The sequence below is a fragment of the Sphingomonas sp. Ant H11 genome (assembly GCF_000797515.1).
In the GTDB taxonomy this organism is placed as follows: Bacteria; Pseudomonadota; Alphaproteobacteria; order Sphingomonadales; family Sphingomonadaceae; genus Sphingomonas.
Genome location: NZ_JSBN01000067.1, coordinates 1 through 23,543, shown reverse-complemented (window position 1 = coordinate 23,543; position 23,543 = coordinate 1). Strand labels below are relative to the sequence as shown.

The following is a 23,543-nucleotide window of genomic DNA, read 5'->3' as shown; positions in this document are numbered from 1 at the left end:
TCTGCCTCTCCTAAATCGTCACGCCGCCATCGAGCACGATCGTCTGGCCGGTCATGAAGCTGCTCGCTTGCGCGGCGAGGAACACCACCGCCCCGGCGATTTCCTCGGGCTCGCCGATCCGGCGCAGGGGCACCGTCTTGTTGGCGGCCTCGATCCGCTCGGGATCTTCCCACAAGGCGCGCGCGAAATCGGTCTTGATCAGGCCGGGCGCGATGCAGTTGACCCGGACGTTATCGGGCCCGAACTCATGCGCGAGATTGCGCGCCAATTGCATGTCAGCGGCCTTGGAAATGCAATAGGCCCCGATCAGCGTCGAGCCGCGCAACCCGCCGATCGACGAAATGATGATGATGCTCCCCGCTTTGCGCGCGCGCATTTCTGGCACGACCATCGCGATCAGCCAGTGGTTCGACACGATGTTGTTGTCGAGAATCTTGCGGAATTGCTCGTCGGCAATCCCCGCCTGCGGGCCATAATAAGGGTTGGATGCGGCATTGCACACCAGCACGTCGATCTGCCCAAAGGCGGCACGCGTGGCATCGACCAGATGTTGCAGCCCGGCCTTGTCGGAGATGTTGGCGGCAACCGCGATCGCGCGGCCTTCCCCATAACGCGCGTTGATCTCGGCGGCCACGGCATCGCACGCCTCCTGCTTGCGGCTGGAGATTACCACATTCGCGCCATGCTCCGCCAATTCGAACGCGCTCGCTTTGCCGATCCCGCGCGAGGAGCCGGTGATGATGGCGACTTTGCCGCTCAGGTCGAATTGGCTCATGCTTTTCCCTCTTTCGGCCCGCGCTTACGCGCCTGCCTTCTTGGCGAAATCCCACGCCGCTTCGGCCAGCGGGCCGACCCGCTCGGCCGTCCGCGCCGCTTGCGCGCTGGAGGCAGTGCCATCGACGATGCGTTTCTTGATGCCCTGGACAATGCCGGTCAGGCGGAACAGGCTGTAGGCGAAGTACCAGTTGAGGTTGGGCAGACCGTCCCGCCCTGTTGCCGCGCAATAGCGCGCCACCACCTCGTCCACGGTCGGTATGCCGCTCTCGGGACCATCCAGTCCCTTCACGCCCGATCGCCCCTCTGGCTCGGTCACCCAGTTCATCAGGAAATAGGCGATGTCGGCCAGCGGATCGCCCAGTGTCGACAATTCCCAGTCGAGCACCGCCGCGACGCGCGGCGCGTCGGCCGCAAAGATCATATTGTCGATGCGAAAATCGCCGTGGACGATCGACGTGCGGGTCTGATCTGGCAGGGTGGCGGGCAGCCATTCGATCAACGCCTCGACCGCTGGCATATGCTCGGTTTCGGACGCGCGATATTGCTTGGTCCAGCGCGCCACCTGGCGTTCGAAATAATTGCCCGGGCGGCCATAATCGCCCAGCCCCGCCGCGACATAATCGGTGTTGTGCAAGGCGGCGAGCGTATCGACCATCGCCTCGTAATGCGCGCGCCGGTCGGCCGGGGTCATGCCCGGAAGCGCGCCGTCCCACAGGCTGCGCCCCTCGACCAGTTCCATTACATAGAACATCGATCCGATAACCGCTGGATCTTCGCATAGCCCGAACGGCGTCGGCACCGGAAAGCCGGTTGGATGCAGCCCTGCAATCAGCCGATATTCACGGTCCACGGCATGCGCAGAGGGCAACAGCTTGCCGAACGCTGACGCCGCAAAACATAGCTTTTCCCTGATACATCAACGCGATATGTCGGGTTCGACTGACCGCCTTTGAACTTCGATAGCGTGACAGGACCGTCGATTGCGGGCATATGGCCCTTCATCCACGCCGCCACCGCGCCTGCGTCGATCGTGTCATCGGCGGGCACCGGGATCGTCCCGACCATCGTGACGTCCGCGCTGTCGGCCATCATGCGAACTCGATCACAGACCGCACCGTGTCCCCGGTGCGCAAATTGGCGAGCGCATGGTTGACGCCTTCAAGCGCGATCCGCTCCGCCACCATCGTGTCGAGATCGAGTTTGCCGTCGAGATACAATTGCACCAGTCGCGGCATGTCGATCGGGAAGCGGGTCGATCCCAGCAACGACCCTTGCAACTTCTTGCCGGTCAGGAAGGTCGGCCCGGCGATCTTCACCTCCCCACCCGGCGCGATCATGCCGAGGATCGTCGCGGTGCCGCCGCGCCGCAGGATCGTCCAGGCAAGTTCGGCGGTGTTGGGCCGCCCGACCGCCTCGATCGCATAATGCACCCCGCCCCCGGTCATCCCGGCAACCGTCTTCGCCAGATCGGGATCGTTCGAATCGAGCGTGTGCGTGGCACCCAGCTTCTCCGCCAGCGCGCGCTTGTCGGCGACGGGGTCGATCGCGATGATCTGTCCCGCGCCCGCAATCTTGGCGGCGTTGATCGCCGCGAGCCCGATCCCGCCGCAGCCGATTACGGCAACGCTTTCGCCCGGGCGCAATTGGCTGTCGTTGAAGATTGCCCCCGCGCCCGTAATCACCGCGCAGCCAAGCAACGCCGCCCGGTCCAGCGGCATCTCCTTGCTGATCGCGACGCAGGCATTTTCGTGCACCAACATCATCTCGGCAAAGGCCGAAAGGTTGAGGAACGGGGCGAGCGGCGTGCCGTCCTTCAGGCTCAGTCGCGGCGGCGCGCCCTTCGCCCGCCGCGTCGAGGGATCGATGCACAGCGACGGTCGCCCGCTCACGCAAAATTCGCACGCGCCGCAGAACACCGTGAAGAAGGTGATGACATGATCGCCCACCTTCAAATGCGCGACGTCCGAGCCAACCGCCTCCACAATCCCAGCCGCTTCATGACCCGGCACCGTCGGCATCGGGTGCGGAAACGCCCCGTCGACGAAATGCAGGTCGGACCGGCATACCCCGCACGCGACGGTGCGGATCAGCACTTCGCGGGGCCCCGGATCGGAGATCGCGATGTCCTCGATCACCAACTCGGTTTTTGGCGCATAAAGGACGGCCGCTTTCACCGCGACACCGCCAGATCGCCGCTCGACGGACGATCCACCTTGAACTCGGCATATTTGCCAAACTCGTTGCGGGCGATCGCGCGGTTGTGGACTTCATCCGGGCCGTCCGCGAAGCGCAGGGTGCGCATCGCCGCCCAATCGTGCGCCAGATGGAAATCGCTGGAGACACCCGCGCCACCATGTGCCTGAATGGCGTCGTCGAGGATCTTCAGTGCCATATTGGGGGCCTGCACCTTGATCATCGCGATTTCGAGCTGGGCCGATTTGTTGCCGGCCTTGTCCATCATGTCGGCGGCCTTCAGGCACAGCAGCCGCGTCATCTCGATGTCGATCCGCGCGCGCGCGATCCGTTCTTCCCACACGCTATGGTCAGCGATGCGCTTGCCGAAGGCGACGCGCGACAACAGCCGCTTCGCCATCGCCTCGATCGCCGTTTCGGCCGTCCCGATCGTGCGCATACAATGGTGGATGCGCCCCGGCCCGAGCCGCCCTTGCGCAATCTCGAACCCGCGCCCTTCGCCCAACAGGACGTTCTCGACCGGAACGCGCACATCCTTCAACACCACTTCGCCGTGGCCATGCGGTGCGTGGTCATAGCCATAGACCGACAGCATACGCTTGATCGTCACGCCGGGGGCATCCATCGGCACCAGCACCTGGCTCTGCTGGCTGTGGCGCGATGCATCGGGGTTGGTCTTGCCCATGGTGATAGCGATCTTGCAGCGTGGATCGCCCACGCCCGACGACCACCATTTCGTCCCGTTGATGACATATTCGTCGCCATCGCGCACGATCGAGGTTTCGATGTTGGTCGCGTCGGAGGATGCCACCGCAGGCTCGGTCATCAGGAAGGCGGATCGAATCTCGCCGTTCATCAATGGCCGCAGCCACCGCTCCTTCTGCTCGCGCGTACCATAACGGTGGAGCACCTCCATATTGCCGGTATCGGGTGCCGAACAATTGAAACATTCGCTGGCCCAGCCGACCTTGCCCATCTCCTCGGCGCATAACGCATATTCGAGATTGGTCAGTTGGGTGCCTTCGAACACGAAGCTGTCATCGACATGGCTTTGCCCCGAATGCGGCGGCATGAAGAAATTCCACAGCCCGGCCGCCTTCGCCTTTTCCTTCATCTCCTCGATGACGGGAATGACCTTCCAGCGCTCGCCCGCGTCGTGTTGTGCGTCGAATTCGGCCTGGCGCGGACGGATCTGCTGGTCGATGAACCCCTTCACGCGGTCCCGAAAATAGGTTTCGCGTTCGCTGAAGCTGAAGTCCATCTGCGCTCTCCGATCTTGCTGTCGGATCGCTGGTTAGACCGTACCGCGTATTCGGTAAAGCGTCTTTGCCGCTCAAAATGCGCGGAATGCCGCAGCCAACAAAAATGACTGTTTCTTCTAAAAGATGATGTTACAGTTTCCGGCATGGAGGCCCCCGACACCATTCCGCCCGAGGAAGACACCAGCACCAAGCGCTTTCGCGCCAAGCGCGACGCCATCTTGGCTGCCGCAGCCGAAGCGATCAACGAACAGAGCGCGAAGGGCATGACCTTCGCCGACGTCGCGCGCCGGGTCGGCCTCAACACCACCAGCGTGACATATTATTTCAAGCGCAAGGAAGATCTGGCGGCGGCATGCTTCGAGCATACGCTGGAGCGGCTGCTGGGCATGCTCGAGGAATCGCTCGCCGAGCCGACGCCCCGCGCCCGAGTCGCCAAATATCTGTCGCTCAACATGGCCCGGTTGGCGCGGATCCAGCGTGGAGAGGAAACGTCCTTCGCCATCCTGTCCGATCTGCGCGCAATGGAAGAGCCCGTGCTCGGCCGCCTGATGGCCGGCTGGCGCGAAGTCTTCCGCAAAACGCGGAGCCTGTGGGGCCCGACCGCCAATCGCGCACAAACCGATTTGCACGGCGGGCGGGCGCATGTGTTGCTGGAAAACACCTTCTGGCTGCCGGTGTGGCTCAACCGCTACGATCTCGACCAATATCCGCGCGTCGAAGAGCGCTTGATGGACGTGTTCGCACACGGCATCGCCGGGCCGAACGCGCGTTGGGCACCCGAGTTGATCGATCTCGCGCATGACGAGCCCGAGCCGGGCCGCGAGGCATTCCTGCTCGCCGCAACGCGGTTGATCAACCAGCTCGGCTATCGCGGTGCCTCGGTGCAGAAGATCGCTTCCGAACTCAACGTCACCAAGGGCAGTTTCTACCACCATCTCGATGCCAAGGACGATCTGGTGCTCGCCTGCTACAAACGCAGCCTTGATACCGTCGCCGATGCGCAACGCCTTGCCGATGATCGGGGCGGCAGCCATTGGGAGCGTCTTTCGGGGACGATTGCCACACTGCTCGACGTCCAGTTTTCCGAACGTGGGCCGCTGTTGCGCACCACCGCGCTTTCCGGCCTGCCGTCACAGGCGCGGCTCGCAATGGTCGATCGTTCGAACCGGATCGCGCGCCGTTTCGCCGGCACGATGAGCGACGGCATCGCCGAAGGCTCGATCCGCCCGGTCGACCCGCTGATCGCCGCGCAAGCGCTGATGGCGATGCAAAATGCCGCGTTCGACATGCGCAAATGGGCGCACACCATGACACGCGAGCGCGCGATCGGCTATTACGCCTCGACGCTGGCATTCGGCTTGTTCGACGACCGGATTTTAGACCAATAACCGTCGCCCCGGCGCAGGCCGGGGCCGCTGCGGTCGTGGCAGGGTGTTCGCGACATTCCAGCGGCCCCGGCCTTCGCCGGGGCGACGTGAGAAGGAAAGCAAGATGGCCGACATGGCGCGTTTCGATTGGGCCGATCCCTTTTTCCTCGACGATCAGCTCGAGGATGACGAACGGATGATCCGCGATTCGGCGCGGGCGTATGCGCAGGACAAGCTCGCCCCGCGCATTATCGACGCCTTTCAGAACGAAATCACCGATCCCGACATCTTCCGCGAAATGGGTGCGCTTGGCTTGCTCGGGCCGACGGTGCCCGAGGAATATGGCGGCGTGGGTGCCTCCTATGTCGCTTACGGCTTGGTCGCGCGGGAGGTCGAGCGGATCGATTCTGGCTACCGCTCGATGATGTCGGTGCAGTCGAGCCTCGTGATGTACCCGATCTACGCTTATGGCTCCGAGGAGCAGAAGCGCACATATCTGCCCAAGCTCGCGAGCGGCGAATGGATTGGCTGCTTCGGCCTGACCGAACCCGATGCCGGCTCCGACCCCGGCAGCATGACGACGCGCGCGAAGAAGGTCGATGGCGGCTATTTGCTGTCGGGTGCGAAAACGTGGATCTCCAATTCGCCGATCGCCGACGTGTTCGTCATCTGGGCCAAGTCCGAAGCGCATGGCGACGGCATTCGCGGCTTCGTCGTCGAAAAGGGCGCGAAGGGCCTCGCCACGCCCAAGATCGAGGGCAAACTCAGCTTGCGCGCCTCGATCACCGGCATGATCCTGATGGACGAGGTCGAACTCAGCGAAGACGCGTTGCTGCCCAATGTGCAGGGCTTGAAGGGACCGTTTGGCTGCCTCAACCGCGCGCGCTACGGCATCAGCTGGGGCGCGCTCGGTGCCGCCGAATTCTGCTTCCATGCGGCGCGCCAATATGGGCTCGACCGCAACCAGTTCGGCACCCCGCTCGCCGGGCGGCAACTGTTCCAGAAGAAGCTGGCCGACATGGAGACCGAAATCGCGCTCGGCCTCCAGGCTTCGCTGCGCGTCGGGCGTCTGATGGATGCGGGCAAATTCGCGCCCGAGATGATCTCGATCGTCAAGCGCAACAATGTCGGCAAGGCGCTCGATATTGCCCGCAATGCCCGCGACATGCACGGCGGCAACGGCATTTCCGGCGAATATCAAGTGATGCGCCATTTGATGAACCTGGAAACGGTCAACACCTATGAGGGCGCGCACGACGTGCACGCGCTCATCCTCGGCCGCGCCATCACCGGGATCGCCGCGTTTTAAGGTTAAGCAGGAGAGACAGCATGGCATCCCCGCCCCTCGCCGGACTTCGCATCCTCGAAATGGCGGGGATCGGGCCGGGGCCATTTTGCGGCATGATGCTCGCCGATCACGGCGCGGAGGTGATCCGCGTCGAACGGCCCGGTGCCAGTGGTTTGACCGAGGCCGCACGCGACCCATTGTTACGCTCGCGCCGGACGATCATGCTCGATCTGAAAAAGCCCGAGGCAATCGCCGCCGTCCGGCGCATCGCAGCCACATGCGATGGATTGATCGAGGGCTTTCGACCAGGCGTCATGGAGCGGCTTGGCCTCGGGCCAGAGGCGCTACTCGCCGATAATCCCAAGCTCGTTTATGGCCGCATGACCGGCTGGGGCCAGACCGGGCCGCTGGCCAGCGAGCCGGGCCACGACATCGACTACATCGCCATCTCCGGCACGCTCCACGCTCTGGGCGAAGCCGGGCGTAAACCGGTCGCGCCGATGAATCTGGTCGGCGATTTCGGCGGCGGCGGCATGATGCTGGCCTTCGGCATGCTCGCCGCGATTCTGAGCGCGCAAGCGACGGGCCAAGGACAAGTCGTCGATTGCGCGATGACCGATGGCTCGGCGGTGCTCGCCAGCATGATCTGGGGCTTTCGCGGCATGGGCCGCTGGAGCGCAGCGCGCGGCACCAACCTGCTCGATGGTGGTGCGCATTTCTACGACACCTATGAAACCGCCGATGGCAAATGGATTGCGGTCGGGGCGATCGAACCGCAATTTTACGCGGCTTTGCGACAGGTTATGGGGCTGGACGGGGCCGAGTGGGAGGCGCAGTTCGCGCCCGCTTCGTGGCCGCGCCTGAAGGCAGACCTCGCCGATCGCTTCAAACTGCGCACGCGCGACGCTTGGGTTTCGGCCTTTGAGGGGCACGAAGCCTGCATCGCCCCCGTCCTCGGCTTCGATGAAGCCATCGCGCACCCGCACAACGTCGCGCGCGCGACCTTCGTTACGGCGGGCGGGGTTACCCAGCCCGCTCCAGCGCCGCGTTATTCGGTCAGCGCGACAGTGCCCCCGCGCATGGCGGACGCACCCGACGGGGCCGCGATCCTGGCCGAGGCAGGCTTTACCCCAGCCGAGATCGCAGCGCTGCGCTTTTGAATTCAGGCGTCGGCGTATTGGGGTGCCGGCCGCGCTGCGTAAACGCCGAACGCGCAGATCACCACATAGCACGCCACCGGAATAAGCAGCGCGAGCGTCAGGCTTCCGCTCGCATCCGCCAACGTTCCGGTCGCCAGGGGCAGCACGGCACCGCCGAAGATCGCAACGTTGATGATTCCCGATCCATCTGCCGCACGTGCGCCGAGCCCTTCACAGGCAAGACTGAAGATCGTGGGGAACATGATGGCGTTCATCAGCCCGACCGCCAGCAGGCTGTAACCCGCGACCGAGCCCGTTGTGTAGCTCGAGATCAGGATCAGCGCGACCGCACCGACGGCGACGCCCGCCAGGACCTTGCCCGGGTTGACGACACGCAACACCGCAGAGCCGACAAACCGGCCGATCATCGCCCCGCCCCAGTAAAATGGGATCATCTTGCCAGCGCTGGTGATGTCGAGGTTCATGACGCCAGGCTGTTTGAGGTAGTTGACGATCAGCGAGCCGATCGACACTTCCGCACCGACATAGAGGAAGATGCAAAGCGCGCCGAGCGCGAAGCGCGGACGTTGCATCAGGTCGTTACCGTACAACCAGATTACCGGCGCCAGCAAAATGAGCACCAACCCGATCCACGCCTGCACCTCCACGGCGACGACCGCGCCGAGCGCGGCCAGAGCCAGGCCCGCGACGTAGCGCGTGGCACCGACAAGCGGCTTGTCTTTCGCGGCATTGGCATCATGCGGCAGCCGATTGCGAAACAGCCAGACGCGGTCGCGACGACAGCCAGCGCAACCGCCAGACCGAGATAGCCACGAACGATCGCGCCGCTTTCCGCCGTGCGATACGCATCCAGCGCCGCGCCGGTCAGGTCCGACGCCGAAATCTTGGAAAGGCTGCCCAAAATGATGATGGCGCCGGCATATGGAAAGATCGTCGTGCCGAGCGAATTGAACGCCTGGGCGAAGGTCAGACGGCTGGATGCGGTTTCGGCTTTGCCAAGCAAGCTGATCAGCGGATTGGCCACGATCTGAACCAGCACCACGCCCGCCGCCAGGATGAACAGCGCGAACAGGAAAAGCGCGTACGTCGCTGTGCTAGACGCGGGAATGAACAGCAGGCAGCCAACCAACATCGTCACCAGCCCGGCGACCGCGCCGCGCATATAGCCGATCCGCTTGACCAGCGCCGCCCCCGGAATGCCGATCAAAAGATAGGCGGTGAAGAAGCAGAACTGAACGAGCATCGCCTGCGTGTAGGTGAGCGTGAACAGCTCCTTCAGCTTGGGAATGATGACATCGTTCAGACTGGTGATGCCGCCGAAGATGAAGAACAATGCGAACACGAACACCTGCAGATCGGGCGCATTCACGCCCTTGGTGGCGATGTCGTCGGCATCCTGCGGTGTTTTGGCGGCGTCGATGTGCATGCGATCCTCTCCCGGCCGCTAACGCGCCGTTTCCTACTCGCCGCCCCCATGCCCGGACCAAGCCGGGTCTGGCAATCCCCCGCTCTGGCAATCCGGCAAATCTCATGCGATACCGAGTCCAGAAAAAAACGACCCGGATGAGGAGAGTCCGCTATGGCCACCGCAATCCTTCGCGCTGCGAAGATGTCCGAAGCCGAATGGGCGACGCGACAGGAACTCGCCGCCTGCTACCGCGTGTTCGCGATGCTCGGCTGGTCGGAAATGATCTACAATCACATCACGCTGAAAGTGCCCGAGGAAGAGGGTGCCTTCCTAATCAATCCGTTCGGCCTGCATTTCAGCGAGGTCACCGCCTCCAGCCTGGTCAAGATCGATATTGACGGCAACAAGCTCGACGACAGCCCCTACCCCGTCAATCGCGCCGGGTTCGTGCAGCACGCGCTGTTCCACCGCCATTTGCCCGACGCGCATTGCATCATGCACACCCATACCACGGCGGGCATGGCGGTGAGTTCGCTTGAGGGCGGCTTGCGCGCCACCAATTTCTACGCCTGCAATTTTGCCGGGCAGATCGCCTATCACGATTTCGAAGGGGTCACCGTCCGCGACGAGGAAGGCACCCGGCTGCTCGAACATCTTGGCGACAAGCGTGTGATGCTGCTCAAGAACCACGGCATCCTCGTCATGGGCAGGACACTGCCCGAGGCGTTCATCAAGCATTGGTCGCTACAGCGCGCTTGCGAAATCCAGATCGCGACGATGTCGATGGGCACGCCGATCGAGGTGTCGCCCGAGGTGATCGCGGTGCATCAGCGCGACTTGCACATGGCGCAGGTGCCGGGTGGCCCGGGCAAGGCCGATTTCGACGCGATGGTGCGCCTGGTCGACAAGATCGATACCGGCTGGCGCGCCTGAGGCGTCAGCCGAAGCGATAGCCCGAGATCGCCCAGCCGAGCACATGATCGGCATAATCGCGCACGGCCGGGCCATCGCCGCCCGCGCCGAGCGCAACCATCAGCGGCAGCAGATGCTCGGCCTGCGGATGGGCGAAGCGAGCGTGGGGAAGTCTCTCCCACGCGGCCACGCGCGCCGCACGCGAGGCCGGATCGGAATCGGTAACGGCTGCGGTCAGCGCGGCGTCCCATTCGTCCGCTACCGCCGTCACTTGCGCGCCGCGAGCACGCAAATTGTGGAAACTCATGCCGGAGCCGACGATCAGCACCCCTTCGTCGCGTAGCGGTGCCAGCGCCCGACCGATCGCGATGTGCGCGGCGGGATCGAGATCGGCGCGCAGCGAAAGCTGCGCCAGCGGGATGTCGGCGTCCGGAACTGCCACCATCATCGGGATGAAAACGCCGTGATCCCAGCCGCGTGCCGAATCTTCCGTCGTGGGGAACCCGGCGGCCTCCAGCAGTGCAGACGCACGCCGCGCGACATCCGGGCTGCCGTGCGACGGCCAGTCGAGCCGATAAGTATGCTCCGGGAAGCCGTAATAATCGAACAGCATGGGATGCCCGTCACCGCCATTGACGGTCAATTCCGGCTCTTCCCAATGCCCCGATACCATCAGGATGGCGCGCGGTCGCTCGGGTAGTGCTGCGATCACCCCGGACAGATAGGCCTGCATCGGCCGCCACATCGGGTCGGGTGGCCCGCCCGCGGGATCCATGAAGAAACAGGGCCCGCCGCCATGCGGGATGAACAGGGTGGGAAGCGTCATGAGGGTTATATCGCCTGCCTCTCCCCGCCCGACAATCGCAGGACGGGAAACGACCCGTTTCGTACCGACACATCTTGGCCTATCGTGCCGACATGACCCGCTTCACCGTCAACAATCAGCCCGTTCAATATAAGATGGACCCGAACACGCCGCTCTTGTGGGCGCTGCGCGATGCCTCCAACCTCACCGGCACGAAATATGGCTGCGGCAATGGCGAATGCGGGGCGTGCACCGTCGAAATCGATGGCGAAGCCGTGCGCTCGTGCCAGCGTACGATCGGCGCGATCGAGGGCAGTTTTGTCACCACGATCGAGGGGCTGTCGCGCGATCGCACGCATCCGGCGCAAATGGCGTTCCTTGCCAAGAACGTGCCACAATGCGGCTTCTGCATCCCTGGCATGATCATGGCGGCAGCGGTGCTGCTCAAGAAGAACCGCAACCCAAGCGAGGATGACATCCGCGCGAGCATCACCAACCTGTGCCGCTGCGGCATCTATCCGCGCCTGGTCGAAGCGGTGTTGCTGGCGGCAAGCGTACAACGCGGCGACGAAACGATCGACGCTCCGCCATCGCCCGGCGTTTCTCCAACCGACGCAGCACGCGAAGTTCCCGCGCTGATCCCGCGAAGTAAATAATACCTTTCGCAAAGCTGTCAGCCCAATTCAGCGACGGCTCATCGACACGGGACCATATAGGGTTCAACGACCGGACATGGCGTCTGGACGAAGAGAAGGAAGTTTTGATGCGCAAGTCTTTGCTCGCCGCAATCATGGCGGCCTCTGCGTTGATCCCGGCGGCCGCAATGGCGCAGGAGGGCAACGACCGGCCGCATCGTGAAGAGGGCCAGGGCCAACGAGAAGGGCGCCCGCAGCGCCCGGCGATGGTCGGAGATGCGGGCCGTCCGCAATGGCGGCGTCCGGAGGGTCAACCGGCCGGGCAAGCGCCCGCTGCCCGTCCACCAGCACCACAATCGCAAGCCCAGCCCCAGGCGCAACCGCAGCCGCAACAGCCCCAGGCACCAAGGTGGTCAGGGCGGGATGATCGCGGTGGACGCCCGAATGGCCAGGGTGGCCGACCGGGTTTTCGTCCCGACTTCGGCAACGATCGTGGCGACCGCCCGCAGGGACAGCCCCCGCAGCAGCCGGGCGGCCGTCCGTTCGATGGTCGCCCCGGGTTCAACGGTGGTCCGAATGGCGGTCGGCCGGCGTTTGACGGAGCCCAGCCGGGCCGCGATCCCCGCTATGGCGGCGGTGCACAACCCGGCCGCGGGGATCCGCGCGGCAATGACGGGCGCGGCGGCGATTGGCGCGGTGACCGGCACGACGGTCGTCCCGGCTACAATAACGGCTGGAATAACAACGGTAACCGCGGCTGGAATCGCGACTGGCGGCGGGACAACCGGTATAATTACAACTATTACCGCAACCAGAACCGCAACCTTTACCACCTGCCCCGTTATTATGCTCCAGCGGGTTGGGGCTATGGCTATCGCCGTTTCTCGATCGGCTTTACGTTAAATTCGTTCCTGTACGACCAGGATTATTGGATCGACGACGCTGACTATTATCGGCTGCCGCCAGCCTACGGGCCTTATCGCTGGGTGCGCTATTACAATGACGCGCTGCTCGTGGATATCCGCACCGGCTATGTCTCGATACGGTGTACGACATTTTCTGGTAACCACCCGATCAGGGGCCGCAAACTTGGGTTTGCGGCCCCTGTTTTTCGAGTTGTTTTTTCGAGCGCGCACGGCAAAGTCCCGCGCCATGGCTCTGTTTGCAAAGAAATCCGGCGGCCCTTCGCCTGTGCGCCGCCTGGTCGGCGAATCCGTTTCCCGTCGACTCGATTCCAACCCGGCCGTGAAGCGCGCCAAGGTCGACGAGGCGCAGATTTTCTACCATCCCGATTTCCTCGATGCCGCGACCTGCGACCGGCTGGTGGCGCTGATCGACACAAATCGCCGCCGCTCGACCGTTCTGGCAGAGGAATCGGTGCAGGACTTTCGCACCAGCGACAGTTGCGACATGGATCGCTGGTCGCCCGACGTCCGCCCAACCGACGAGGCGATTGCCGATCTCCTCGGTATCGATCCCGTCCACGGGGAAACGATGCAGGGCCAGCGCTATGCGGTCGGCCAGCATTTCCGCGCGCATTTCGACTATTTCAACGAAGCCCAGCCGTATTGGCCCAAAATGGTCGAAACCGGCGGACAGCGGACCTGGACCGCGATGATCTACCTCAACGATGTCGAGGAAGGGGGCGCGACATGGTTCCCGACCATCGGCATCCGCGTCGCCCCGAAAAAGGGGTTGCTGCTTACCTGGAACAACATGAAGCCCGATGGCGACCGCAACACCGCCACGCTGCACGAAGCATGCCGGTGGTTCAGGGGACGAAGTACATCGTCACCAAATGGTTCCGCGAGGGCAATTGGATGAAGGCGTGATCCAGCCGCTTATTCGCTGATCCGCACGCTCTTGCGCCCTCCGTCTGCCAAAAATTTGCGCCTCGCTAAACGGCAAATGGTGGAAACGCTTCGCCGAAAAACTCGCGCGTCTGGTCTCCGAAATAAGGCGATGCCGGATCGGTCGACTGCGAATAGCTGAGCAACGCGTCCGCCACCGGCCCGACCGTGTCGAAGGTGACAATCTGGACATAGCTTGACCCATGCTTCGGCACGATCCCGCCCGGAACGGCGTCGGATTGCTGGACGTTGAGCACCCCCAATTGCCCGGACGCGCCGTGGATCGGGATATGGTCCTGACCGCGCACCGCGAACTGGACGTCGCCCCAGCGCGCGTCGAGCGCGATGCCCTGCTTTGCCAGCGTCGCCGCTGCTGCCTTTAGCGCGGCGAGCAGTTTCGCCCCTTGCGCGCCGCTCGTCACCAAATCGCGCGGCGTGTGGACGGGATCGGCCTTGTCGAATGGCACCGCCCACAAGCCCGGCAATGACCGCACGCCCTCCCAGAAGGTTGCGAACAAATACGCGCCGCGGCTGTCGAGATTGAAGCGCCGGTCCCAACCGCCAAGCGCCGCGCACGCCGCCGCTACATCCTCCTGCCCGCGACACAAAGCCAGTAATGGATCAATCGCGAGTTCGGCCGCCAGGCTCTTATTGGCAAAGGCCATCGCTTCAGCGGCGGCGGGGTCGACCTTGGTGCCCGGCAATCCATCGGTGCCGCTCAGCCGTCGGTCGATCTCGATCAGACCGGAGCGCGTCCGCAGCGTGCGTTCGCTCTCGGCTGCCCCCAGGATAGGCGAGCGGACCACGGCAGGCACCTTGGGGTTGCTCAACCAATAGCTGTCATTGCTGTTGGCGACATAATCCCGCCGCTCCAGCACCGCCTGATCCCCCGCCGGCATCAAGCCGGCGACCGGCGTGCCCGCAGCCCGATCCCAATCGCAGACCGAGCGGCTACCGTCGAGCAGAATGAGTTTGCCTTTCAGCGCGCCGGACAGCGGCATCCCGCACGTACGCACCTTCTCCGCCGATACGTTGGGCACGGCCGTTACATCGGCGTGCAGCGCATTCCCCGCGCGATCGGCGGCGATGGTGTTGACCCACGGAATACCCAGCGTCCGCTCCACCGCCGCGCGCACCTCGCCGACGCTGCGCGCTTGCCCGATCGCGACCCAGGTTTCCAGCGCCCGCTGGTTATTGTGGTTGGCATCGCGCAGCGCATAGGCCTGCGTCTTGGTCCAGCCGAAGCCCGCCAGCGGATTGTAGACGATCGGCCCATAGCGCGTCGCATAGGTGGTCCGCTGTACCGGCGGAGCGCCATCCGGCATCGGCACCGAAATCACCTGCCGCCGCATCGGCTCGCTCTTGCCATCGACCAGATATTTGGTCGGGTCGGCCGGATCGAGCTTGAGCTGGAACACCGTGAAATGCTGGGCCGCCGTCACCGTATGCGTCCAGGCGACATTCTTGTTAAAGCCAAGCGTGACGACCGGCGCGCCGGCGATCCCCACCCCCATCGCATCATACTGGCCGGGCAAGGTCAGGTGCATTTCATAGAAGCGCGACGGCCCGTTCCACGGAAAATGCGGGTTTCCGACAACAAGGCCACGACCATTGGCGGTGACGTCTTTGCCGAAAGCCCAGCCATTGCTGCCAAACCCAATATCGCGCGGCCGCAGCGGGTCTTCACCGGGAACCAGCGCAGCCTGTGTCGCGCCGGGCGGCACCGCGTGCACGACCAGCGGTGCCAACGCAAGCGAGCTCGCCAGCAACATCTGCTTCTCGTTCAGCCGCAGCATATCGTCGAGCGCGATCGGGCGGACCCAGCCCTTGCCGCGACACTCGCCGGGGACGCCCGCCGGGCCGATATCGCGCAGCAGCTTGTTATACCCGGCGACATAGCCGCGCACGAGCGCGCGCGTGGTGGGATTGCCGCGCGCCATACCCGCCCGCAAGGTCGGCACATCGATCACCGAGCGGAAGAAGACATCCGACGAGAGATTGTCGATCTTGTCGAAGCCGAGCACCGCGCTTTCCTTCGGCCCGAACCAGCGCGATCGCTCGCCCGCCACGGTCGCGAACTCTTCGGCCAACATACACAGATTATCCTGCGCATAGGCATAAGCGACGCCGTAGCCGAGGCCGCCCCATGTGGTCGCGCGGATATGCGGAATGCCGAAGGTCGTGCGGGTGATCGTCGCGGAAAAATGCGCCGGAGCGGCCCCCACCGGCGTCGCCGCCATCAATGCCAATCCCAACGCCGCGCTCGTCACGTACCGCATCGCCCCACCCTCTCTTGTTTTTTGGCATCGTCGCACAGCGCGGGGATACGGTCCAGCCGCGCCGTGATTTGCGCGAAGGCGACATCGGCGTAGGAGGGCGGCAATGAACACCGTGCTCAACATCACCCATTCGATTCTCGGCCAGCCGTGGCGCTGGCGTATGCTGGAGACCGACGCGCGTGACCCCGGCTTCGCGCCCGACGATCTGGTCACGCAATTGTTGCTCGCGCGGGGCTGTCCACGCGATGCGCTGGCGGCGCACAAGGCCCCCAGCATCCGCGCCTTCATGCCCGATCCCTCGATTTTCCGGGATATGGACCGCGCCGCCGATCGCCTTGCCAACGCAGTGCAGGCAGGTGAGCAAATCGCGGTGTTCGGCGATTATGACGTCGATGGCGCGACCTCGGCGGCGCTGATGATCCTGTTGTTGCGCGACCTTGGCCTGGAGGCGCGGTCCTATATTCCGGACCGGCTGATGGAGGGTTACGGCCCGTCAGGCCCGGCACTGGTGCGCCTGAAGGACGAAGGTGCCAGCCTCATCATCACCGTCGATTGCGGCGCGCAGGCGTTCGAGGCGCTGGAAATGGCGCGCGTCGCGGGCGTGGACGTTGTCGTGGTCGACCATCACAAATGCGCGAGCGCCCTGCCCCATGCACTCGCCCTGGTGAACCCCAACCGGCTCGACGAGACCGAGGGGGCCGCGCATGGCCATCTCGCCGCCGTCGGCGTCGCCTTTCTGCTCGGGGCCGCGCTGATTCGTGCACTGCGCACGCGCGGATTCTTCGCCGATCGTCCCGAACCGAAATTGCTCGATTTGCTCGATCTGGTGGCGCTCGGCACCGTGGCCGATGTCGCCTCGCTCAAAGGCCTCAACCGCGCCTTCGTCGCGCAGGGGCTCAAGGTGATGGCCAAGCGCGGCAATATCGGGATCGACGCGCTGCTCACCGCCTCGCGGCTGACTCGCGCGCCGACCAGCACCGATCTCGGCTTCGCGCTCGGCCCCCGCATCAATGCCGGTGGGCGCGTCGGCAAGTCCGATCTCGGTGTCCGCTTGCTGACAACGCGCGACCCGGGCGAAGCCGAACGAATCGCAACCGAGCTCGACCGGCTCAACGAGGAACGCCGGGCGATCGAGGGGATCGTGCAGGAAGCCGCCGAAATGCTCGCCGCACACAAGAGCAACCGCGCGGTGATCGTCGTCGCCGGGCACGGCTGGCACCCCGGCGTGATCGGGATCGTCGCCGGACGCCTGAAGGAGAAGTTCGGCCGCCCGGCACTGGTCATCGCGCTCGACGATGCGGGCATCGGCAAGGGTTCGGGGCGATCGATCCCCGGCGTCGATTTGGGAGCCGCCGTGCTCGCCGCGAAAGAGGCCGATCTGCTGGTGGCGGGCGGCGGCCATGCGATGGCGGCTGGCCTGACGATTGCCGAGGACCGCATCGAAGCTTTGGCGACTTTCTGAGCGAACGTCTCGACGCCGCCGTCACCCGCGCGATGGGCGACCGCGCCTTGTTGCTCGACGCGGTGCTGAGCGCGCGCGGCGTGACGCCCGATCTGGTCACGACGATGGAGGCCGGCGGCCCTTATGGCATGGGCTGGCCGCAACCGCGCGTGGTCGCGGGGCCAGTGCGCGTGCTCAAAGCCGATGTGGTCGGCAACGGCCATGTCCGCGCGATCGTTAGCGGGGATTGCCCTGGCGGCGGCGGTGGCACGCTGAAGGCGGTCGCCTTCCGCCAGGCCGACACCGCGCTGGGCCAGGCCTTGCTGGGTGCGGCACCGCATCGCCGCCTGTGGCTTGCGGGTCGCGCACGCATCGACGATTGGGGCACCCGCCCCGCCGCCGAATTGCACATCGACGACGCCGCCTGGGCCGATTGATTCAACAAATGCGACACAATGGGTTGACCAACCCGTCCGCTTTGCCTAACCGGCCCTTCGCTCCCGAGCATTCGGGCACGGCCCCTTCGTCTAGCGGTTAGGACGCGGCCCTTTCACGGCTGAAGCACGGGTTCGATTCCCGTAGGGTCACCATCTTTCGGAATTTCGGCAGAATCCAGCGTTCACCGCATCTTCACCCTCCGCAGGCATAGCGAACGGGCATAGCGAGACGCGAGATGGTCCACATGGCGACCCCCTGGAAACACCCCAAGACCGGGATCTACTACCTCAACCGGCAGATTTCGCTGCCGCTCCGGACGGAGTTCGGGGGCCGCGTCCATTGGAAGGAGTCGCTACCTTTTCAAAGGTCGGCGCGGCCTTACGCGCCATGAGGCAGGCCCGTCGCCCGCGCGAACGGCCTTGCGCAAATTCGCGGTCGGAATGCGCGTCGACGAGAGGAACGTCCTGGCCAATCGCGGCACTCGCGTGTTGCCGGAGGATCGCGCTCCGCTGTCGCTAACGAGGGGGGTAGAGGCCAAACATATCGGCCTGCCTGCCGGGGCCTGCATGTTGGACCTCGAGGGTCGTCAACGCCATCGGAACCTCCGCAATGCAGTCCCAGATCGAGTCCCACACTTTGATCCGGATTTAGCGGAAAATTGTGGGATGCACTGGCTCAACAGTTTTCCAATATTTTCAACAAGCTCAAAAAGCTGAGACGTAATGATGGTGCCTGAAACTTCACAACGGTACCCGTAGGGCCACCAAAATTTCGGACGATTGCCGAGACGGGCAGGAAACCAAGCGTCGTGGCTGCAACAAGGACCGTGCCACCCTCCCTTCCCGCGCGGACAGCCATGCGCAACCCACAACCGTGCAAATTGGCCCGACCAATATGGACAGACCAACTGTGGGTCCCTAGGATGGCGGGCAGACGCTGCATACGGCGCAGGAGGGGAACGGGCATGCGGATACGAAATCTGCGCTGGTGGATCGTCGCGCTGATCTGCGCGGGCACCGTGGCCAATTACCTTGCGCGTAATTCGCTCGGTGTCCTTGCACCTGAGCTGAAGAGCGCACTGCACATGACGACCAAGCAATACAGCTACGTCGTCGGCGCGTTCCAGCTTGCCTATACCGTAATGCAGCCCGTGGCGGGTGCGATTATCGACCGGTTCGGGCTGCGCGCGGGCTTTGCTGTGTTCGGCATCGCGTGGTCGCTCGCCAACATGCTGCATGCCTTTGCCTTTGGCTGGATCAGCCTTGCATTGTTCCGCGGCTTGCTGGGGCTCGCCGAATCCGCCGCGATTCCGTCGGGAATCAAGGCGGTTGCCGAATGGTTTCCGGCGCGCGAGCGTTCGGTTGCGGTGGGCTGGTTCAACGCAGGAACCTCGCTCGGGGCGCTGATCGCGCCGCCCGTCGTGGTCGCGGTAGCGCTGTGGGCCGACTGGCGCTGGGCGTTCATCGTTACCGGTGCCGTGGGGATCGTCTGGGCGGCGGCGTGGTATGCGTTCTACCGGACGCCGGAGACGCACCCTGCGATCACGCCCGAGGAACGGAGGATGATCGCCACCGACCGCCCGCCCGCCACCACCAAGCGCGTGAAGCCGCGCGAAATCCTTGGCTCGGCCCGCTTCTGGGTGATCGCGATCCCGCGCTTCCTCGCCGAGCCCGCCTGGCAAACCTTCAGCTTCTGGATCCCGCTCTACCTTGCCACCGAACGCGGCATGGATCTGAAGCAGATCGCGCTGTTCGCATTTCTGCCGTTTCTCGCAGCGGACCTTGGCGGCATCCTCGGCGGCTATTTGTCGCCGTGGCTGATGAAGCGCGGCGTTGCGCTGATTCCATCGCGCATCGTCGGCATTTCGCTGGGCGCGGTGCTGATGATCGCGCCGGGCTGTATCGGCCTTGCCGCCAGCCCCTATACCGCGATCGCCTTGTTCTGCGTGGGCGGCTTCGCGCATCAGATGATCTCGGGGCTGATCAACACGCTGTCCGCCGACGTGTTCGCGCCGAGCGAGGTCGGCACCGCCAACGGCTTTATCGGGCAGGCCGGGTGGATCGGCGGCCTGCTCTTTTCGCTGATGATCGGCCAGTTGGCCGATACCGTCGGCTATGCGCCGCTGTTCGCGGTGCTGGGGGTGTTGGATCTGATCGGCGCTGCCGTCCTGATCCTCTTCATCCGCAAGCTGACCCTGCCCCCCGTCCCTGCCACGGAACCGACACTATGAGACACGCCACCTTGTCCAACCCGCCCCGCTTCGTGCTGACCGCGCGCGTGCCGGGCCGCATCACGCTCACCGCCGACACTGGTGCCGTCGCGCATGTGTTCGTGCTGGAGGATGATATCGTGCGCCTGTTGCTGCTCGCCACCGGCACGGTGACGAGCCCGCCGAGCTGGGCGATCGCCCCCGGTGCCGCCGACATCGCCGAACCCGGCCGCGACCGCATGGATGTCGGCGGTTTTACGTGCCCTGCCTTCGACTGCGTGGCGACGGAAGATAGGCTGACGCTTACGACCACCCGCCTTCGCCTCACCATCCGCCTGCACGGCCTCCATTGCAGCTGGGAGCAGCGCGACGGCGACACGTGGCGGCCAATGGCGGCCGATCGCCCGACGCAAGCCTATGATTTCGGCTGGTGGGACGGCCGCGCGCACCATTATCTCGCGCGCCGGCCCGACGAACGCTTTTACGGCCTGGGCGATCGCACCGGCGACACCAACCGCGCGGGTCGCCGCTTCCGCCTGACCAACGTCGATCCGATGGGGTTCGATGCCGAGCATAGCGACCCACTCTACAAGTCCATTCCCTATCTCCTGGTCGCCGACGGGGATGGCCGCTGCCACGGTACGTTTTACGACAGCGTCGCCGATGTAACGGTCGATCTCGGCCGGGAACTCGACAATTATCACGGTCTCTACCGCCATGTCGTGGCGGACGCAGGCGATGTCGATCTGTGGATGATCGCCGGGCCGGACCCGCTGGCGGTGACGCGCCGCTTCACCTGGCTGACCGGCCGCCCCGCGCTGATGCCGCGCTGGTCGCTGGGCTATTCGGGCTCGACGATGAGCTATACCGACGCGCCCGATGCCGCAGTGCAGATGGCGAGCTTCCTCGACCAATGCGCCAGGCACGATCTCGGCTGCACCTCGTTCCACCTCTCCTCGGGCTACACCTCGATCGGCGACAAGCGCTATGTGTTCCACTGGAACCGCGACAAATTTCCCGATCCCGCCGCCTTTATTGGCTCCTATGCCGATGCGGGTGTGCGGCTGGTGCCCAACATCAAGCCCGCCCTTCTGCGCAGCCACCCGCGCTATGACGAAGCAGCGGCGGCCGGCCTGTTCGTGGCCGATGCCGAGGGCCAGCCGGTCGAGGCACAATTTTGGGACGAAGTCGGCAGCTATATCGATTTCACCCGGCCCGAAGCCGCGCAGTGGTGGCGCGCACAGGTGACGACCAGCCTGCTCGACCAGGGCATGGAAGCGACCTGGAACGACAATAACGAATATGAAGTGTGGGATCGGCGCGCGCGCTTCCACGGTTTCGGCAGCCCCGTCGCAGCAGCGGCGATGCGTCCGGTGCAGCCCTTGTTGATGACGCGCGCGTCGCGGCAGGCGCAAATCGAGGCACGCCCCGGCCAGCGCCCCTATGTCGTGACGCGATCCGGGATGGCGGGACTGCAGCGCTATGCGCAGACCTGGACCGGCGACAACCGCACCGAGTGGAAGACGATCCGCTACAATATGCGCCAGGCGATCGGCCTTGCTCTATCGGGCGTGTCCAACAGCGGGCACGATGTCGGCGGCTTTTCGGGCCCCGCCCCCTCGCCCGAACTGCTGGTACGCTGGGTGCAGGCGGGGGTGCTGATGCCGCGCTTCAGCATCCATAGCTGGAATGACGACCGCACCGTCAACGAGCCGTGGATGTACCCGCAAGCGCTGCCCGCGATCCGGCGATTGATGGCGTTGCGGCAGACGCTGCTGCCGTTTCTCTACGACCTTTTGCATCGCTATCACGCGGCGTATGACCCGATGGTGCGCCCGCTCTGGCTCGACTTTCCGGGTGACCCGGCGGCCTGGGCCGAGGGGGACGATCATCTGCTCGGGCCCGATTTGCTGGTCGCAGCGGTGGCCGAACCGGGGGCGACAACGCGCACGGTGCGTACGCCCGCTGGCGCGGACTGGATCGATGTCTGGACCGGCAACCGCGTTGCGGGCGGCGTGATCGTCGAGCTCGATGCGGCATTGGATGGCCCGCCGCCGCTGCTCGCACGTGCCGGATCGGCGATGCTGGTAGACCTCGCCACCGGCGGATGGCGGCCCGAGCCCTATAAGCGCGGCATTTGGCTGTTCCCGCCCGGCAAGGGCCCCTTCGCCTGGTCGGCTGTCGAGGATGGCGGCGACGGCGACGGGCCGATCGACCGCTGGCGGATGAAGGGCCAGGCCGATGCCCAACGGATCGATCTCACGCTGAGCCGCGATGGCCCCGGCACCTGGGGCGACGACCGCGTGACACTGTTGCTCCCGCCGGGCGAAAAACGGACGCTCATCGTCAATGGCGGCGCGGGCGAAGCGGTGATGATTGCAGGGCGCAGCGGTATTTCGCTGACTGTCGGGGACGCGTAACGGCGGCGGGTCAGACCGCGCCGCGCTTGGCCAGTGCGGTGCGCTTGACCTCGAGCTCGGCGCGGGTACGCTCCATCGTGTCGATTTCGGTGGCCTGGAGCAGCCCCTCGATCACGCGGGCGAGATGGTCGCGCATCGCCGCGCGCGCGGCAACGGGATCGCGCTCCCGCAATGCCTGCAGGATATCGAGATGTTCGTCGATCCGCGGCTGTACGCCGACACTGCGGGCGCGTTCGAGCATGTGCGCGCAGAGCGGCGAGCTGTAGCGCGCGTCCCATAGCGATTCGACGACGCCGACGATCGCCGAATTTTGCGTCGCGCGCGCGATCACGACGTGAAACTCGCGATCGGCGTGCTCACCGCTGACATGTTCCTGATTTTCGCGTTCCATGTCGGCCACCAGCGTTTCCAGCCGTGCGATATCCTCGTCGGAGATCGAGACCGCCGCCAGCGCCGCAGTTTCCCCTTCGAACAGCCGCCGCGCCTCGGTCAGCTCGAACGCGCCGATATCGAGACTCAGCATAAGCGTGTCGTTGGGCGGATTGTCGACGACGAAGATACCCGAGCCATGGCGCGAACGCACCAGCCCCGTCACCTCAAGCGCAATCAGCGCCTCGCGAATCGTCGGGCGGCTGACCTTATGTTCTTCGGCCAGTTCGCGCTCGGACGGGATGCGCTGGCCGGGCCGATAGTCGCCGCGTTGGATCGCCGCCGCGATCGTGGCCGCCGCCTGCTGATACAGCTTTCGCCCCCCGGGGTGCAGGGTCGACGGAGTGGGACGAAGTGGCCTGATCACTTGATGTTCGCCTGTAGAACGGAGCGCTTCGGTTTACTCAACATGCCGGGCTCGCGCAATCGCGATAGGCCCGATCCTCCTGCAGGTCATTCCATCATTTGCAATTGGTAAGACCATTTGGTATGAGAGTCGCGAGACGGTCGACACGCAACGGCCGCGCACTTTTTGGGAGGGGAAATATGCAGACTCTACGCACGTCGGTTGCCAGCGCAGCCCTGGCGGTTTCGCTCATTGCCACGGCGGCTCCCGCCATCGCCGAAACCGGCGCGGCGGCACCAACCCCGGCCGACCCGGCCTTCCGCG

At 64.7% G+C, this 23,543-nt stretch carries 14 protein-coding genes, 1 tRNA gene and 5 pseudogenes; 11 read left to right on the top strand and 9 right to left on the bottom strand.

The features are described from left to right. Window positions 1-10 precede the first annotated feature (10 nt). The 4 genes and pseudogenes from NW75_RS13640 to NW75_RS13625 form a co-directional block, all read right to left on the bottom strand. Window positions 11-775 (bottom strand): SDR family oxidoreductase, encoded by a 765-nt coding sequence (locus NW75_RS13640; RefSeq protein ID WP_033965748.1) that lies wholly within the window; start codon window positions 773-775, stop codon window positions 11-13. A gap of 24 nt (window positions 776-799) precedes the next feature. After that, window positions 800-1,866 (bottom strand): annotated as a pseudogene (locus NW75_RS13635) (phosphotransferase family protein). Continuing rightward, entirely contained in the window at window positions 1,866-2,951 is a 1,086-nt protein-coding gene (locus tag NW75_RS13630; protein WP_033965747.1) for a Zn-dependent alcohol dehydrogenase, read from the bottom strand. Before NW75_RS13630 ends, NW75_RS13635 begins: the two are co-directional and overlap by 1 nt. Next, on the bottom strand, window positions 2,948-4,231 hold the full coding sequence (locus NW75_RS13625; RefSeq protein WP_033965746.1) for an acyl-CoA dehydrogenase family protein: 1,284 nt from the start codon (window positions 4,229-4,231) through the stop codon (window positions 2,948-2,950). The genes NW75_RS13630 and NW75_RS13625 overlap by 4 nt, the downstream gene beginning before the upstream one ends. A gap of 144 nt (window positions 4,232-4,375) precedes the next feature. Between NW75_RS13625 and NW75_RS13620 the strand changes: the two genes are divergently transcribed. The 3 genes from NW75_RS13620 (at window position 4,376) to NW75_RS13610 (ending at window position 8,047) form a co-directional block, all read left to right on the top strand. Next, complete coding sequence (locus tag NW75_RS13620) at window positions 4,376-5,620, top strand: TetR/AcrR family transcriptional regulator (protein WP_033965745.1); 1,245 nt, start codon at window positions 4,376-4,378, stop codon at window positions 5,618-5,620. 103 nt (window positions 5,621-5,723) lie between these two features. Then, window positions 5,724-6,908: an acyl-CoA dehydrogenase gene (locus NW75_RS13615; RefSeq protein ID WP_033965744.1), complete on the top strand. Its 1,185-nt coding sequence runs from the start codon at window positions 5,724-5,726 to the stop codon at window positions 6,906-6,908. Between the two features lie 20 nt (window positions 6,909-6,928). Continuing rightward, window positions 6,929-8,047 (top strand): CaiB/BaiF CoA transferase family protein, encoded by a 1,119-nt coding sequence (locus tag NW75_RS13610; protein WP_033965743.1) that lies wholly within the window; start codon window positions 6,929-6,931, stop codon window positions 8,045-8,047. A gap of 2 nt (window positions 8,048-8,049) precedes the next feature. Here NW75_RS13610 and NW75_RS13605 read toward each other — a convergent pair. Then, window positions 8,050-9,473, bottom strand: a pseudogene (locus tag NW75_RS13605) (sugar MFS transporter). Between the two features lie 153 nt (window positions 9,474-9,626). On the opposite strand from NW75_RS13605, the gene NW75_RS13600 reads away from it, so the two are divergent. Continuing rightward, the gene (locus tag NW75_RS13600; RefSeq protein WP_033965741.1) at window positions 9,627-10,388 is read left to right on the top strand and encodes a class II aldolase/adducin family protein; all 762 of its coding nucleotides are present in this window, start codon (window positions 9,627-9,629) and stop codon (window positions 10,386-10,388) included. Between the two features lie 4 nt (window positions 10,389-10,392). On the opposite strand, the gene NW75_RS13595 is transcribed toward NW75_RS13600, so the two are convergent. Continuing rightward, entirely contained in the window at window positions 10,393-11,193 is an 801-nt protein-coding gene (locus tag NW75_RS13595; protein ID WP_033965740.1) for a DODA-type extradiol aromatic ring-opening family dioxygenase, read from the bottom strand. Between the two features lie 92 nt (window positions 11,194-11,285). Between NW75_RS13595 and NW75_RS13590 the strand changes: the two genes are divergently transcribed. Then, a complete protein-coding gene (locus NW75_RS13590; protein WP_081988767.1) occupies window positions 11,286-11,828 on the top strand; it encodes a (2Fe-2S)-binding protein in 543 nt (180 codons plus the stop codon). 392 nt (window positions 11,829-12,220) lie between these two features. On the opposite strand, the gene NW75_RS26610 is transcribed toward NW75_RS13590, so the two are convergent. Continuing rightward, on the bottom strand, window positions 12,221-12,514 hold the full coding sequence (locus tag NW75_RS26610) for a hypothetical protein (protein ID WP_033965738.1): 294 nt from the start codon (window positions 12,512-12,514) through the stop codon (window positions 12,221-12,223). A 126-nt stretch (window positions 12,515-12,640) separates the two neighbouring features. On the opposite strand from NW75_RS26610, the pseudogene NW75_RS28285 reads away from it, so the two are divergent. Together NW75_RS28285 and NW75_RS13580 are read left to right on the top strand one after the other, a co-directional pair. After that, window positions 12,641-12,784: pseudogene (locus tag NW75_RS28285) on the top strand (RcnB family protein); the annotation flags it as partial. A gap of 175 nt (window positions 12,785-12,959) precedes the next feature. Then, window positions 12,960-13,639: pseudogene (locus NW75_RS13580) on the top strand (prolyl hydroxylase family protein). Between the two features lie 65 nt (window positions 13,640-13,704). Here NW75_RS13580 and NW75_RS13575 read toward each other — a convergent pair. Then, a complete protein-coding gene (locus NW75_RS13575; protein ID WP_231565207.1) occupies window positions 13,705-15,936 on the bottom strand; it encodes a penicillin acylase family protein in 2,232 nt (743 codons plus the stop codon). A gap of 103 nt (window positions 15,937-16,039) precedes the next feature. Between NW75_RS13575 and recJ the strand changes: the two are divergent. The 4 genes and pseudogenes from recJ (at window position 16,040) to NW75_RS13555 (ending at window position 22,444) form a co-directional block, all read left to right on the top strand. Continuing rightward, a pseudogene (recJ, locus tag NW75_RS13570) lies at window positions 16,040-17,814 on the top strand (single-stranded-DNA-specific exonuclease RecJ). A gap of 79 nt (window positions 17,815-17,893) precedes the next feature. Next, a tRNA-Glu gene (locus NW75_RS13565) sits at window positions 17,894-17,967 on the top strand. 812 nt (window positions 17,968-18,779) lie between these two features. Next, on the top strand, window positions 18,780-20,045 hold the full coding sequence (locus tag NW75_RS13560; protein WP_033965737.1) for an MFS transporter: 1,266 nt from the start codon (window positions 18,780-18,782) through the stop codon (window positions 20,043-20,045). Next, on the top strand, window positions 20,042-22,444 hold the full coding sequence (locus NW75_RS13555; RefSeq protein ID WP_033965736.1) for a glycoside hydrolase family 31 protein: 2,403 nt from the start codon (window positions 20,042-20,044) through the stop codon (window positions 22,442-22,444). Before NW75_RS13560 ends, NW75_RS13555 begins: the two co-directional genes overlap by 4 nt. 10 nt (window positions 22,445-22,454) lie before the next feature. Here NW75_RS13555 and NW75_RS13550 read toward each other — a convergent pair whose 3' ends face one another. Next, the gene (locus NW75_RS13550) at window positions 22,455-23,240 is read right to left on the bottom strand and encodes a FadR/GntR family transcriptional regulator (RefSeq protein ID WP_231565206.1); all 786 of its coding nucleotides are present in this window, start codon (window positions 23,238-23,240) and stop codon (window positions 22,455-22,457) included. Window positions 23,241-23,543: the final 303 nt, after the last annotated feature.